The sequence below is a fragment of the Streptomyces diversicolor genome, assembly GCF_057537855.1.
Map to the genome: position 1 here is coordinate 24,005 of NZ_BAAJXA010000021.1, position 13,083 is coordinate 37,087.

At 71.8% G+C, this 13,083-nt stretch carries 12 protein-coding genes; 7 read left to right on the forward strand and 5 right to left on the reverse strand.

All coding sequences use genetic code 11. The features are described 5' to 3' along the window. Window positions 1-32: 32 nt before the first annotated feature. Both AC27LF_RS24545 and tyrS read left to right on the forward strand, forming a co-directional pair. A complete protein-coding gene (locus tag AC27LF_RS24545) occupies window positions 33-1,427 on the forward strand; it encodes a metallopeptidase TldD-related protein (RefSeq protein WP_479658632.1) in 1,395 nt (464 codons plus the stop codon). A gap of 67 nt (window positions 1,428-1,494) precedes the next feature. Beyond that, complete coding sequence (gene tyrS / locus AC27LF_RS24550; protein WP_479658631.1) at window positions 1,495-2,763, forward strand: tyrosine--tRNA ligase; 1,269 nt, start codon at window positions 1,495-1,497, stop codon at window positions 2,761-2,763. 100 nt (window positions 2,764-2,863) lie between these two features. Here the strand turns inward: tyrS and AC27LF_RS24555 are convergent, their stop codons facing one another. Further along, window positions 2,864-3,148: a GlsB/YeaQ/YmgE family stress response membrane protein gene (locus AC27LF_RS24555; RefSeq protein ID WP_479658630.1), complete on the reverse strand. Its 285-nt coding sequence runs from the start codon at window positions 3,146-3,148 to the stop codon at window positions 2,864-2,866. Between the two features lie 269 nt (window positions 3,149-3,417). Between AC27LF_RS24555 and AC27LF_RS24560 the strand changes: the two genes are divergently transcribed. Both AC27LF_RS24560 and AC27LF_RS24565 read left to right on the forward strand, forming a co-directional pair. Continuing rightward, the gene (locus AC27LF_RS24560; RefSeq protein WP_479658629.1) at window positions 3,418-3,816 is read left to right on the forward strand and encodes a DUF3099 domain-containing protein; all 399 of its coding nucleotides are present in this window, start codon (window positions 3,418-3,420) and stop codon (window positions 3,814-3,816) included. Between the two features lie 213 nt (window positions 3,817-4,029). Next, a complete protein-coding gene (locus AC27LF_RS24565) occupies window positions 4,030-4,233 on the forward strand; it encodes a hypothetical protein (protein WP_479658628.1) in 204 nt (67 codons plus the stop codon). A gap of 80 nt (window positions 4,234-4,313) precedes the next feature. Here the strand turns inward: AC27LF_RS24565 and moaA are convergent, their stop codons facing one another. The 3 genes from moaA to AC27LF_RS24580 form a co-directional block, all read right to left on the reverse strand. Further along, window positions 4,314-5,303, reverse strand: a complete 990-nt coding sequence (moaA, locus tag AC27LF_RS24570; protein WP_479658627.1) for a GTP 3',8-cyclase MoaA — start codon at window positions 5,301-5,303, stop codon at window positions 4,314-4,316. A 174-nt stretch (window positions 5,304-5,477) separates the two neighbouring features. Next, on the reverse strand, window positions 5,478-7,097 hold the full coding sequence (locus AC27LF_RS24575; RefSeq protein ID WP_479658626.1) for a solute symporter family protein: 1,620 nt from the start codon (window positions 7,095-7,097) through the stop codon (window positions 5,478-5,480). After that, window positions 7,094-7,450 carry a DUF485 domain-containing protein gene (locus AC27LF_RS24580; protein ID WP_479658625.1) on the reverse strand — a complete coding sequence of 119 codons (357 nt, stop codon included), beginning with the start codon at window positions 7,448-7,450 and terminating at the stop codon, window positions 7,094-7,096. Before AC27LF_RS24580 ends, AC27LF_RS24575 begins: the two co-directional genes overlap by 4 nt. Before the next feature lie 247 nt (window positions 7,451-7,697). Between AC27LF_RS24580 and AC27LF_RS24585 the strand changes: the two genes are divergently transcribed. From AC27LF_RS24585 to AC27LF_RS24595, 3 genes are all read left to right on the forward strand, one after another. Then, on the forward strand, window positions 7,698-9,221 hold the full coding sequence (locus AC27LF_RS24585) for a S8 family serine peptidase (RefSeq protein WP_479658624.1): 1,524 nt from the start codon (window positions 7,698-7,700) through the stop codon (window positions 9,219-9,221). A 113-nt stretch (window positions 9,222-9,334) separates the two neighbouring features. Further along, window positions 9,335-10,864 (forward strand): S8 family peptidase, encoded by a 1,530-nt coding sequence (locus AC27LF_RS24590; RefSeq protein WP_479658623.1) that lies wholly within the window; start codon window positions 9,335-9,337, stop codon window positions 10,862-10,864. 172 nt (window positions 10,865-11,036) lie between these two features. Next, on the forward strand, window positions 11,037-11,996 hold the full coding sequence (locus AC27LF_RS24595; protein WP_479658622.1) for a CopD family protein: 960 nt from the start codon (window positions 11,037-11,039) through the stop codon (window positions 11,994-11,996). A gap of 39 nt (window positions 11,997-12,035) precedes the next feature. On the opposite strand, the gene AC27LF_RS24600 is transcribed toward AC27LF_RS24595, so the two are convergent. Next, window positions 12,036-13,079 (reverse strand): zinc-dependent alcohol dehydrogenase family protein, encoded by a 1,044-nt coding sequence (locus AC27LF_RS24600; protein ID WP_479658621.1) that lies wholly within the window; start codon window positions 13,077-13,079, stop codon window positions 12,036-12,038. Window positions 13,080-13,083 lie beyond the last annotated feature (4 nt).

A 13,083-nucleotide genomic window follows, 5' to 3' on the forward strand; every position in this document is an offset into this window, starting at 1 on the left:
CACAGTCTCAACACGACGCAGGAGGCCGGTCGATGAGTGCCCGTAGCAACAAGCCGCACGAGGTCGTCGAGCAGGCGCTCGCGCTGTCCCGGGCCGACGGCTGCGTGGTGATCGCCGACGAGCACTCGACCGCCAATCTGCGCTGGGCGGGCAACGCGCTGACCACCAACGGCGTCACCCGCGGGCGGACGCTGACCGTGGTCGCCACCGTCGACGGCAAGGAGGGCACGGCCTCCGGGGTGGTCTCCCGCTCGGCCGTGACCGCCGAGGAGCTGGAGCCCCTGGTGCGGGCCGCCGAGGCCGCCGCGCGCGGCGCCGGACCAGCCGAGGACGCCCAGCCGCTGGTCACGGGCGTGCCCGAGGCGCCGGACTTCACGGACGCGCCCGCCGAGACCTCGTCGGCGGTGTTCGCGGACTTCGCCCCGGCGCTCGGCGAGGCGTTCGCACGCGCGCGTGCGGGCGGCCGGGAACTGTACGGCTTCGCCAACCACGAACTGGTCTCCACGTATCTGGGCACGTCCACCGGGCTGCGGCTGCGGCACGACCAGCCCACCGGCACGCTGGAGCTGAACGCGAAGTCCCCGGACCGTATCCGCTCGGCCTGGGCGGGACGCTCGACGCGGGACTTCAAGGACGTCGATCCGGGCGCGCTCGACGCCGAGCTGGCCGTCCGGCTCGGCTGGGCCGAGCGGCGGGTGGAGCTGCCCGCGGGCCGCTACGAGACGCTGCTGCCGCCGACCGCGGTGGCGGACCTGCTGATCTACCAGCTGTGGTCGGCGTCGGGCCGGGACGCGGCCGAGGGCCGGACGGTGTTCTCCCGGCCGGGCGGCGGCACCCGCCTCGGCGAAAAGCTCACCGAGCTGCCGCTGACCCTGCGCAGCGACCCGGACGAGCCGGGTCTGGAGAGCGCCCCGTTCGTGGTCGCGCACTCCTCCGGGGGCGACCAGTCGGTGTTCGACAACGGGCTGCCGGTGCGCGCCACGGACTGGATCGGCGACGGTGAGCTGAGGCACCTGACGACCACCCGGCACAGCGCGGCGCTGACCGGGCTCCCGGTGGCCCCGGCGATCGGGAACCTGATCCTGGACGGGGGCGAGGACCGCTCGCTGGACGAGATGGTCGCGGACACCGAGCGCGGGCTGCTGCTGACCTGCCTGTGGTACATCCGCGAGGTCGACCCGGCGACGCTGCTGCTGACGGGGCTGACCCGGGACGGCGTGTACCTCGTGGAGAACGGGGAGGTGACCGGGCAGGTCAACAACTTCCGGTTCAACGAGTCGCCGGTGGATCTGCTGGGGCGGGCGACACAGGCCGGGCGGACCGAGAAGACGCTGCCGCGCGAGTGGAGCGACTGGTTCACCCGGGCCGCGATGCCGGCGCTGCGCGTCCCCGATTTCAATATGAGCTCGGTCAGCCAGGGCGTATAACCTCGTAGGCGTTCCCGGTCGGCCGTCCGCCGGCCGGCCGAAGATCATCCGAGGAGACACGAGAACCGTGACGGACATCGTCGACGAGCTGAAGTGGCGCGGGCTGTTCGCCCTGTCCACCGACGAGGACGCTTTGCGCAAGGCGCTCGCGGACGGTCCCGTCACGTTCTATTGCGGTTTCGACCCGACCGCGCCGTCGCTGCACGTGGGGCATCTGGTGCAGGTGCTGACCGTGCGCCGGCTCCAGCAGGCCGGGCACCGGCCGCTGGCGCTGGTGGGCGGCGCGACGGGGCTGATCGGTGACCCGCGCCCGACCGCGGAGCGCACGCTGAACGACCCGGAGACGGTGGCCGGCTGGGTGCACCGGCTGCGGAGTCAGATCGAGCCGTTCCTGTCCTTCGAGGGTCCGAACGCGGCGGTCATGGTCAACAACCTGGACTGGACCGAGGGGCTGTCCGCGATCGAGTTCCTGCGGGACATCGGCAAGCACTTCCGGGTCAACAAGATGCTGACGAAGGACTCCGTGGCCCGCCGCCTGGAGTCCGACCAGGGCATCAGCTACACGGAGTTCAGCTACCAGATCCTGCAGGGCATGGACTTCCTTCAGCTGTACCGACGGTACGGCTGCACGCTCCAGCAGGGCGGCAGCGACCAGTGGGGCAACCTCACGGCCGGTCTCGACCTGATCCACCGGCTTGAGCCGCACGCGAGCGTGCACGCGCTGGCCACGCCGCTGATGACGAAGGCGGACGGCACCAAGTTCGGCAAGACCGAGGGCGGCGCGGTCTGGCTCGACCCGGAGATGACGTCGCCGTACGCGTTCTACCAGTTCTGGCTGAACGTGGACGACCGGGACATCTCCTCGTACCTGCGGATCCTGTCCTTCAAGTCCCGTACGGAGCTTGAGGAGCTGGAGCGGCAGACCGAGGAGCGTCCGCAGGCCCGGGCGGCGCAGCGCGCGCTGGCCGAGGAGCTGACGACGCTGGTGCACGGCGCCGACCAGACGGCCGCGGTGATCGCCGCGTCCAAGGCGCTGTTCGGCCAGGGCGAGCTGGACCGGCTCGACGAGCGGACGCTGACGGCCGCCCTGTCGGAGGTGCCGCACGTCCGGGTCACCGAGCTGGGGCAGGTGACCGATCTGTTCGCCGAGGTCGGCCTGGTGCCCAGCAAGTCGGCCGCGCGGCGGACGGTCAAGGAGGGCGGCGCCTACGTGAACAACGTGAAGGTCACCGCCGAGGACGCGGTCCCCGCCACGGAGGACCTGCTGCACGGCCGCTGGCTGGTGCTGCGCCGGGGCAAGAAGAACCTGGCGGCGGTGGAGGTCACGTCCGGCTGAGCCGGGACCGAAGACCGACACAGCGCGACGCGGCACGACACAGCGCGACGAGGGGTGGCCCCGCGCCCGGGGCCACCCCTCGTCGTGTCCGCCGCCGCTCTCAGGCCCGCCGCTCCTGCTTCCTCCTGCCCCACAGCGCCATGTACGCCATGTCCCCGAGGAAGACGATGATGATCGCGGCGATGAGCTGGAAGAGGTGCCGGGTCCAGTCGACGCCCGGGGTCGAGGCGACGCCGGCGGCGCGGGCGACCGCGTTGCCCACGATGGCGCCGAGCATGCCGAAGATGGTGGTCAGCCAGAGCGGGCTGTGCTGCTTGCCCGGGATGACCGCCTTGGCGATCACACCCAGCACGAACCCCACGATGATCGCCCACAACCAGCCCATGGCTGCCTCCTCGTCGGCTCGACGTGAGCATTACGCCCAGTGTCGGACGGTCCGCCGAACGGCGCATGTCGGGTACGGCCGTGTGGTGCACGCGCGGTACGCGATACGGCGCACAGCGTTCGCCCAGGCGGGAGGCGACCCGGTCTCGAAGGCGGCGCGGGGGCGGCGTAACGTGGATGCTGTCCTGGTCCGGTGCGTCCGGTGCGCCGCACCGGGTGGGCCGGGTGCGGGCCGGGGAGAGTCCCGAAGCGGGCGGATGGTGGAATGTGATGCGGAAGCAGCACGGCGGCGGCAACGTCCAGGTGTTCCGGATCACCGGAGCCCGGACGGGTCTGGCCGAGGACGTGCGGGGGCGGCAGCGCCGGTATGTCATCTCGATGTCCGTCCGTACCGTCTCGGTGATCCTCGCGGTGTCGCTGTGGAACGTCGAACGGCCCGTCGCCATCGTGGCGTTGGTGCTCGGGGCGGCGCTGCCCTATGTCGCCGTGGTGATCGCCAACGCGGGCCGGGAGCGGCCGCCGTCGCTGCCGTCGACCTTCGTGACCGCGCCGCTGCGGCCGGTGATCACGCCGTCGCCCGCGCCGGACGACCGGACGGAGTCCGGCCAGGAGCACACGCGGGCCGATCCGCCGACGGGGGTGGGCGGTGAGCGGACCGACCCGGCATGACCTCCGCGGATGGCGGGAAGCGTGCGTCCGGCGCGCGGCCGGCGCAGAAATGCTCAGATCAATCATGTTGTTCCGGTGCCGGGCGGCCGGTCACCCGTGACATACTTCCTACGCGCTCCGCATCCCCCGTCGGAGCGACGGACCGACGCCGGGCAGCTCCCCCCGTGGCTGCTCGGCGTCGCCTTGTGTGCGGGGCCTTTGTGAGACGAACCGGTGAGTGACGCTATCTGTTCAGCCAAGGGGTGCCGGGCCGCCGCCGCATGGGTGCTGGCCTGGAACAACCCGAAGATCCATTCGCCCGAGCGGCGCAAGACGTGGGTGGCCTGCGAGGAGCACCGTGAGCATCTGTCGCAGTTCCTCGGGATGCGGGGATTCCTGAAGGACGTCGTGCCGCTGCGGGAGTGGGAGGAGCGCTGAGCGCTCCGCCGGAGGGACCGTGACGGGCCGTCCCTCGTCCGCGGTGGCGGCCTGCCCGGTCCGCGCCCCGGGCGGGCGCCTCAGCCGCCGATCGCCGACATGGGCCGCTCCGGCTGGAGGAACGACGGATCGTCCAGACCGGATCCGGCCTTCTTTCCCCACATCGCGAGCCGCCAGATACGGGCGATCTCCTCGTCGGGCGCACCGGAGCGGAGCGCGCCGCGCAGATCGGTCTCCTCGCGGGCGAACAGACAGGTGCGTATCTGGCCGTCGGCGGTCAGCCGGGTGCGGTTGCAGGCTGCGCAGAACGGGCGGGTGACGGAGGCGATGACGCCGACGCGCTGCGGGCCGCCGTTGACCAGCCAGCGTTCCGCCGGGGCCGAGCCGCGCTCCCCGGCGTCCTCCGGGGTCAGCTCGAAGCGGGTGCGCAGGGCGGCCAGGATGTCGGCGGCGGTGACCATGCCCTCGCGTTTCCAGCCGTGCTGGGCGTCCAGGGGCATCTGCTCGATGAAGCGCAGTTCGTAGCCGTGCTCCAGCGCCCAGGCGAGGAGGTCCGGGGCCTCGTCCTGGTTCAGGCCCGGCATCAGGACGGTGTTGACCTTGACCGGGGTGAGGTCCGCGGCCCGGGCGGCGTCGAGGCCGTCCAGGACGTCCTGGTGGCGGTTGCGGCGGGTGAGTGCCTTGAAGACGTCCGGGCGGAGCGTGTCGAGGGAGACGTTGACCCGGTCGAGTCCGGCCGCCTTCAGGGCCGCGGCCGTGCGCTTCAGGCCGATGCCGTTGGTGGTGAGGGACAGCCGGGGGCGCGGCTGCAGGGCAGCGGACCGCTCCACGATGCCGACCAGGCCGGGGCGCAGCAGGGGTTCGCCGCCGGTGAAGCGGACCTCGCGGATGCCGAGGGAGGTGACCGCGACATCGATCAGCCGGACGATCTCGTCGTCGGTGAGCAGGTCGGGTTTGCCGAGCCACTGCAGGCCCTCCTCGGGCATGCAGTAGGTGCAGCGCAGATTGCACCGGTCGGTCAGCGAGACCCTCAGGTCGGTGGCCACCCGGCCGTAGGTGTCGATGAGCACGTGGGCCCCCTCCCTCGTCCCTGAGACGCTTCTTACCTCAGTCGTCTTCCGTCACTTGTTCCGTCACTTGCGAGCCTACGTGACGGCGCCGACATCGGCCGAGAGCCGGTCCGGCGGGGCAGCGCGGACGGCCGCGCCGCCAAGATCCGCGACGCGGCCGTCCGCGCGGGTTTTTCAGTGGGCTCCGGTGCCGGTCAGGGACCGTACCTCCAGTTCCGCGTACTTGCCGGCGTCCGGGGTCTCCTTCGACAGGAGCGTGCCGACGACGCCCAGCAGGAAGCCGACCGGGATGGAGATGATGCCCGGGTTCTCCAGCGGGAACCAGTGGAAGTCGACGTCCGGGAACATCGACGTCTCCTTGCCGGAGACCACCGGCGAGAACAGCACGAGGCCGACCGCGGTGATCAGGCCGCCGTAGATCGACCACAGTGCGCCGCTGGTGGTGAACCGCTTCCAGAACAGGCTGTAGAGGATCGTCGGCAGGTTCGCGGAGGCGGCGACCGCGAAGGCGAGCGCCACCAGACCGGCGACGTTCAGGTCGCGGGCGAGGGCGCCCAGGACGATGGAGACGGCGCCGATGCCGACCGTGGCCCAGCGTGCCGCGCGCAGTTCCTGCTTCTCGGTGGCCTCGCCCTTCTTGATGACGTTGGCGTAGATGTCGTGGGCGAAGGAGGAGGACGAGGCCAGGGTCAGACCCGCGACCACGGCGAGGATGGTGGCGAAGGCGACCGCGGAGATGGTGGCGAGCAGGATGGCGCCCCAGTTGGAGTCGACTCCGCCGAGGTGCAGGGCGAGCAGGGGTGCGGCCGTGTTGCCCGCCTTGTTGGAGGCGATGATCTCGTCCGGTTTGATCAGCGCGGCGGCGCCGAAGCCGAGGGCGAGGGTCATCAGGTAGAAGGCGCCGATCAGGCCGATCGCCCAGATCACCGACTTACGGGCGGCCTTGGCCGTGGGCACCGTGTAGAAGCGGATCAGGATGTGCGGCAGGCCGGCGGTGCCCAGGACCAGGGCGATGCCGAGCGAGATGAAGTCCAGCTTGGTGGTGCCGGTCGCGCCGTACTTGAGGCCGGGTTCCAGGAAGGCGCTGCCCTTGGCGCTGTTGTCGGCGGCCGAGCCCAGCAGGTCGGAGATGTTGAAGTTGAACTTCAGCAGGACGAGGAAGGTCAGCAGCAGGGCGCCCAGGATGAGCAGCACGGCCTTGACCATCTGCACCCAGGTGGTGCCCTTCATGCCGCCGATCGTGACGTAGACGATCATCAGGACGCCGACCAGGGCGACGATGGCGATCTTGCCGCCGTCGCTGGTGATGCCGAGCAGCAGGGAGACGAGGACACCGGCGCCGGCCATCTGGGCCAGCAGGTAGAAGATCGACACGACGATGGTGGAGGTGCCGGCCGCGGTGCGGACGGGGCGTTGGCGCATCCGGTAGGCGAGCACGTCGCCCATGGTGTAGCGGCCGGAGTTGCGCAGCGGCTCGGCGACCAGGAGCAGCGCGACGAGCCAGGCGACCAGGAAGCCGATGGAGTACAGGAAGCCGTCGTAGCCGAACAGGGCGATGGCGCCCGCGATGCCGAGGAAGGACGCCGCGGACATGTAGTCGCCGGAGACGGCGAGGCCGTTCTGGAAGCCGGTGAACTGCCGTCCGCCGGCGTAGAAGTCGCTGGCGTCCTTGGTCTGCCGGCCCGCCCAGACGGTGATGACGAGGGTCGCGGCGACGAACACCGCGAACAGGGTGATGATCAGCGTCCGGTGCTCGCCGGCCTCGCCTGCGGCCAGGGTGATCGCGGGGCTCATGCGCCGCCCTCCGTCCGGGACTTGATGGCCTCGGCCTTGGGGTCCAGCTTCGCGGCGGCGTGCCGCGCGTACCACCAGGCGATGAGGAACGTGGTGAGGAACTGGGCGAGGCCGAAGACGAGGGCCACGTTGATGTTGCCGAACACCTCGGTGCCCATGAAGCCGCCCGCGTAGTTGGACAGCAGCACGTACAGCAGGTACCAGGCGATGAAGGCGACGGTCAGCGGAAACGCGAAGGAGCGGTGGGAGCGGCGCAGTTCACCGAACTCCGCGCTCTCCTGCACCGCGACGAACTCCTCGGTGGAGGGGAGTCGGTGATGGGGTTCAGAGTGGGGCGGTGTCTCGGTAGCCACGGAGTCTCCTCGGGTTGCGGGTGGATCGCGGACGGGGGCTCGATCGTGCTCGTGCTCCCTGTCGAAGGTCCACGGCGCCACGCGAGGGCGGGTTCAAGTCCTATGAGTTCTTTCCGAAGTCGTCCCCCCAGGTCATTGCTGGCCAGCGAGGCGGGGAGATAGTTTCACCCTGCACCACCCGTCATGTACCTGCCCGGGCAGCACCTGTGTCTCGGGCGGTTTCGTTTTCGGATGATGTGGAGACCCCATGCTTCATCTGCGTTCCAGACGCCGGCTCGGCCTCGCCGTGCCGGTCGTGCTGTCGCTGACCGCCTCGCTCGGCTTCCTGCCGGCCGCGGCGTCGGCGGCCCCCGCGGCGGCGACGGCTCCGGCGGCGGACTCTCCGGCGCTGGCCTACGTCGTCAACACCGCGACCGACCATCGCACCATCGCGTCGGTGCGGAAGGCGGTGACCGCGAACGGCGGCAGCGTCGTCGCGACGTACGACAGGATCGGCGTGCTCGTCGTCCACTCCTCGAACCCCGACTTCGGCCGGGCGATGCGCGCCGTGCGCGGGGTGCAGTCGGCGGGCGCCACCCGCACCGCGCCGCTGGCCGCCGCGGGCACCACGGACGAGGGCGCGGTGCAGGTCCTGTCGAAGGCGCAGGCCGAAAAGCTCGCGCAGCGCTCGGCCTCGGGCCAGGAGCCCCTGGAGGCCGACCAGTGGGACCTGCGGGCGATCGGCGCCGACAAGGCCGCGCGGATCAACCCGGGCAGCAGGTCGGTGACCGTGGGCGTCATCGACACGGGCGTCGACGACACGCACCCGGACATCGCCCCCAACTTCTCGGCCGCCCAGTCCGCGAACTGTGTGAGCGGCAAGGCGGACACGACGTACGGCGCCTGGCGGCCGGCGGACGCGGACCACTACCACGGCACACACGTGGCGGGCGAGATAGCCGCGGCCCGCAACGGCACGGGCGTCGCGGGCGTCGCGCCCGGCGTGAAGGTCGCGAGCATCACCGTCGCGCAGCCCGACTCGACGCAGCTGTTCTACCCGGAGAGCGTCGTCTGCGCCTTCGTGTTCGCCGCCGACCACGGCGTGGAGATCACCAACAACAGCTACTACGTTGATCCGTGGCTGTACAACTGCATGGACGACCCCGATCAACGTGCCATCGTGGACGCGGTCAACAGGGCCCAGCTGTATGCACAGCGCAAGGGGACGCTCAATGTCGCCTCGGCCGGCAACTCCAACGACGACCTGGACGCGCGCGCCCTCGTCGACGACTCAAGCCCCGACGACTCGACCCCGGTGACCCGCACCGTCGACCCGCACAAGTGCTTCGACGTGCCGACCCAGCTGCCGGGCGTGGTCACCGTCAGCGCGACCGGCGTCAAGGGCGCCAAGTCGTACTACTCCAGCTACGGCAAGGGCGTGGTCGACGTGGCAGGACCGGGCGGCGACCGGTACCAGATCCCGGACACGCCGTCGCAGAACGGCCGCATCCTGTCCACGCTGCCGAACGGCCAGTACGGCTTCCTTCAGGGCACCTCGATGGCCTCCCCGCATGTGGCCGCGGTGGCGGCGCTGCTGAAGTCCACCCACCCGCGCGCGACCCCGGCCCGGCTTCAGGCGCTGCTCAAGGCCCAGGCGGACAACCCCGGCTGCCCGACGGACCCGTACGACGGGGACGGCGACGGCGTCGTGGACGCGACCTGCGTCGGCGGCAAGCGCGTCAACGGCTTCTACGGGTCCGGCATCGTCAACGCGCTCCGCGCGGTGCGCTGACGCCCGCTCTCCTGCGCCCCACGTCGCAGTCTCCCCCCACGCCAGGAATCCCGCACGGCATGCACGGCAAGCACAGCATGCACGCAGAGCCAACGAACTGGAGACACAGACACATGACCGCGCCTCAGCCGCGCCACCTCCGCGCCCTGTCGATCCCGGTCGGGATGGCCATGGCCACGGCCCTCGCGTTCCTGCCGAACGTCACCGCGTCCGCCGCGGACGCCACGACCACGGCCACGGCGCCCGCCTCCGGGGATGCGACCTCGCTCAGCTACGTCGTCAACGTCCGCCCGGGCCCTGGCACTTCGAAGCAGGTGCAGAAGGCCATCGGCCGGGCCGGCGGCACGGTGGTGACCTCGTACGACCAGATCGGCGTGATCGTCGTCCACTCGTCGAACCCGGACTTCGCCAAGACCATCCGCACGGTGCGCGGCGTCGAGTCGGCCGGTGCCACGCGCAACGCGCCGCTGCCCGCGCAGTCGACCACGGACGTGGGCACCCCGAAGGCACTCAGCGCCGAGCAGGTCGCCGCGGCGCAGGCGGCCGACGGGCAGGACCCGTTGGAGCCCCTGCAGTGGGACCTGCCCGCCATCAAGGCGGACAAGGCGCACGAGAAGACCCTCGGCAGCCCGAAGGTGACCGTCGCCGTCATCGACACCGGCGTGGACGACACCCACCCCGACATCGCGCCCAACTTCGACCGGAGGGCCTCCGTCAACTGTGTGACGGGCAAGCCGGACACGGCCGACGGCGCCTGGCGGCCCGCCGCGTCCGAGAGCCCGCACGGCACGCACGTGGCCGGCGAGATCGCGGGCGCCAAGAACGGCGTGGGCATGACGGGCGTGGCGCCGGGCGTCAAGGTGGCCGGCATCAAGGTGTCCAACCCGGACGGCTACTTCTACACGGAGGCCGTGGTCTGCGGCTTCGTGTGGGCGGCCGAGCACGGCGTCGACGTGACCAACAACAGCTATTACACCGACCCGTGGTACTTCAACTGCAAGAACGACCCCGACCAGAAGGCGCTGGTCGAGGCCGTCGCCCGGGCCTCGCGGTACGCCGAGAAGAAGGGCGCGGTCAATGTCGCCGCGGCCGGCAACGAGAACTACGACCTCGCGGCCGACTCGATCACCGACCCGGTCTCGCCCAACGACGGCACCCCGTCCGACCGGGTGATCGACCCGTCGAAGTGCTATGACATACCGACCCAGTTGCCGGGTGTGGTGACCGTCGCGGCCACCGGCGCGAAGGGCATCAAGTCGTCCTTCTCCAACCACGGCCTCGGAGTCATCGACATCGCCGCTCCCGGCGGCGACTCGACCGCCTACCAGACGCCGCAGCCACCGGCGACCAGCGGTCTGATCCTGGGCCCGCTGCCCGGCGGCAAGTGGGGCTACATGGCCGGCACCTCGATGGCCAGCCCGCACGTCGCGGGTGTCGCCGCATTGATCAAGTCCACCCACCCGCACGCCTCGCCGGCCCTCGTCAAGGCGCTGCTGTACGCGGGCGCCACGGCCACGCCGTGCACCGACCCGTACGACATCAACGGCGACGGCAAGATCGACGCCGTGTGCGAGGGCTCGAAGAACTACAACGGCTTCTACGGCTGGGGCACGGCGAACGCCCTGGCGGCCGTGACCAGGTAACACCGAAGACAGGCGGGCGGCGCCCAGGACAGCCGTCCGGGCCGCCCGCCTGTTCCACTGTCCGGCCATGTCCGGGGGCGCGGCGGGCCGCGCTCGCCGAACGGTCCGCGGTGGACCCGTGGTTGCCTTCCCCGGCTTGCTGCCGTTCGCGACGGCTGGCGAAGATCCGGGGGTGACCTTGATACGACCGACCGCCGTCCTGGCCCTGGTGGCGCTGGCCGCTCTGATACCCCTGCTCGGGCCGTCCGCCGCCCTGCACGGCACCGGGGAGGCCGCCGCCCCGGGCGTCGGCGGCATCGCCCTGCTGCGCACGGTGCTGTTCGCGGCGCCGTGCGTACCGCTGGGCGAGCTGTTCGTGAACCGGCTGGCCCGTGGGCTGCCCGGCGCGCCGTCCGGCACGCCCCGCAGTTGGGCGCCGTACGCGGCCGTCGCCGGTTTCCTCGCCGCGCTGGGGCTCGCCTCGGTCGTGGCGACCGGCAACCTGGTGCCGCACAGCCCCTCCCAGATCGACATCGGCGGCCTCTACGGCACCCGTGACGGCGCGCTCGCCCTGCTGGAGGTCAACGCGTTCATCCTGGCCGGACTGTGCGCGCTCGGCCGCAGGACCGGCCTCCAGCTCTGGCCGGCGGCCGCGGTCGTCTGCGCGGAGGCGCTGCGCGCCCACCCCACGACCGAGCACGGCCCGCTGATCGGTACCGGGCTGACCCTCGTGCACCTGACGTGCGCCGCGCTGTGGACGGGCGGCCTGCTGCACGCGCTGCGCACGCTGCGGCTGTGGCGCCGGTCCGGCGCCGGCCAGGCGGGCGCCGGGCTGCTGGGGCTCTACGCGCGCGTGGCCGTCGTACTCCTCGCGGCGATCACCGCCACGGGCCTGTGCAGCACGCTGCGCCGGATGCCCGCGGACACGGTGCTGCGCCAGCTGACGGAGACGGCCTACGGGCGCACCCTGCTGGCCAAGGTGATCCTGGTGGCCGCCGTCGCCCTGCTCGCCCTGTGGGCGCGGATCCGGCTGCGCCGCGCGCCCGACCCGCTGACCGCGTGCGTACCCGCCCGGGGCGAGGTGATCGTCCTCGGGGTGGTGGTCGCGGTGTCGGGGCTGCTGACCGCGCTGCCCCTGCCGATCCGCTGGTGACCCCGTCCGAGGGCGGTGCCAAACCGGCCTGGCGCCGTCTCAGGTGGTGATGAGCACCTTCAGGGCGGAGCGCTCGTCCATCGCCTTGTAGCCGTCCGGTACGCCCTCCAGGCCGACCGTCAGATCGAAGAGCGGCGAGGGGTCGACGGTGCCGTCGAGGACGTCCGGCAGCAGCTCCGGGATGTACGCGCGGACCGGCGCGACCCCGCCGCGCAGCGCGATGTTCCGGTCGAACATGACGCCCAGGTCGAGGCCGGTGCCGCTGCCGTGCGGCACGCCGACATAGCCGATGGCCCCGCCGTCCCGGGCGATGCGCACGGCCGTGGTCATCGACTGCTCGGTGCCGACCGCTTCGACGACGGCGTGCGCGCCCTGGCCCCGGGTGAGCGCGCGGACCGCCTCCACGGCAGCCTCCCCGCGTTCGGCGACGACGTCGGTGGCGCCGAAGCGGCGCGCGAGGTCCGTACGGACCCGGTGCCGGCCCAGCGCGATGATCCGCTCGGCGCCCAGCCGCCGGGCCGCCAGGACGGCGCACAGGCCGACGGCGCCGTCCCCGACGACGGCGACACCGGCACCGGGGCGGACACCGGCGCCGAGGGCGGCGTGGTGGCCGGTGCCGAGGACGTCCGAGAGGGTCAGCAGCGCGGACAGCAGACGGTCGTCGCCTGCCGCCTCCTTGGGCAGCGTCACGAGGGTGCCGTCGGCGAACGGCACGCGCACGGCCTCGCCCTGGCCGCCGTCGTAGCCGACGGCCCCCCAGAAGCCGCCGTGCTCGCAGGATGTGGTCAGGCCCTCGCGGCAGTGGTCGCAGACGCCGTCGGACCACTTGAAGGGCGCCACGACGAGGTCGCCGCGGCGCACACCGTCCACCTCGGAGCCGATCTCCTCGACGACGCCCAGGAACTCGTGTCCGATCCGCTGCCCCGGCTGCCGGGGCGCCGCGCCGCGGTACGCCCACAGGTCGCTGCCGCAGATGCAGGCGCGCAGGACCCGCACCACCGCGTCGGTGGGCAGCCGCACGACCGGGTCGGGCACGGTCTCCACGCGGATGTCGTACGGGGCGTGGATGGTGGTGGCGCGCATGGCA

What these genes read in the sequence shown, in the direction of transcription:
- AC27LF_RS24555 (WP_479658630.1), bottom strand. Translation starts at nt 3,148, where the DNA reads ATGGGCTGGTTGTGGGCGATCATCGTGGGGTTCGTGCTGGGTGTGATC.
- AC27LF_RS24600 (WP_479658621.1), bottom strand. Translation starts at nt 13,079, where the DNA reads ATGCGCGCCACCACCATCCACGCCCCGTACGACATCCGCGTGGAGACC.
- AC27LF_RS24545 (WP_479658632.1), top strand. Translation starts at nt 33, where the DNA reads ATGAGTGCCCGTAGCAACAAGCCGCACGAGGTCGTCGAGCAGGCGCTC.
- AC27LF_RS24575 (WP_479658626.1), bottom strand. Translation starts at nt 7,097, where the DNA reads ATGAGCCCCGCGATCACCCTGGCCGCAGGCGAGGCCGGCGAGCACCGG.
- AC27LF_RS24585 (WP_479658624.1), top strand. Translation starts at nt 7,698, where the DNA reads ATGCTTCATCTGCGTTCCAGACGCCGGCTCGGCCTCGCCGTGCCGGTC.
- AC27LF_RS24590 (WP_479658623.1), top strand. Translation starts at nt 9,335, where the DNA reads ATGACCGCGCCTCAGCCGCGCCACCTCCGCGCCCTGTCGATCCCGGTC.
- AC27LF_RS24560 (WP_479658629.1), top strand. Translation starts at nt 3,418, where the DNA reads ATGCGGAAGCAGCACGGCGGCGGCAACGTCCAGGTGTTCCGGATCACC.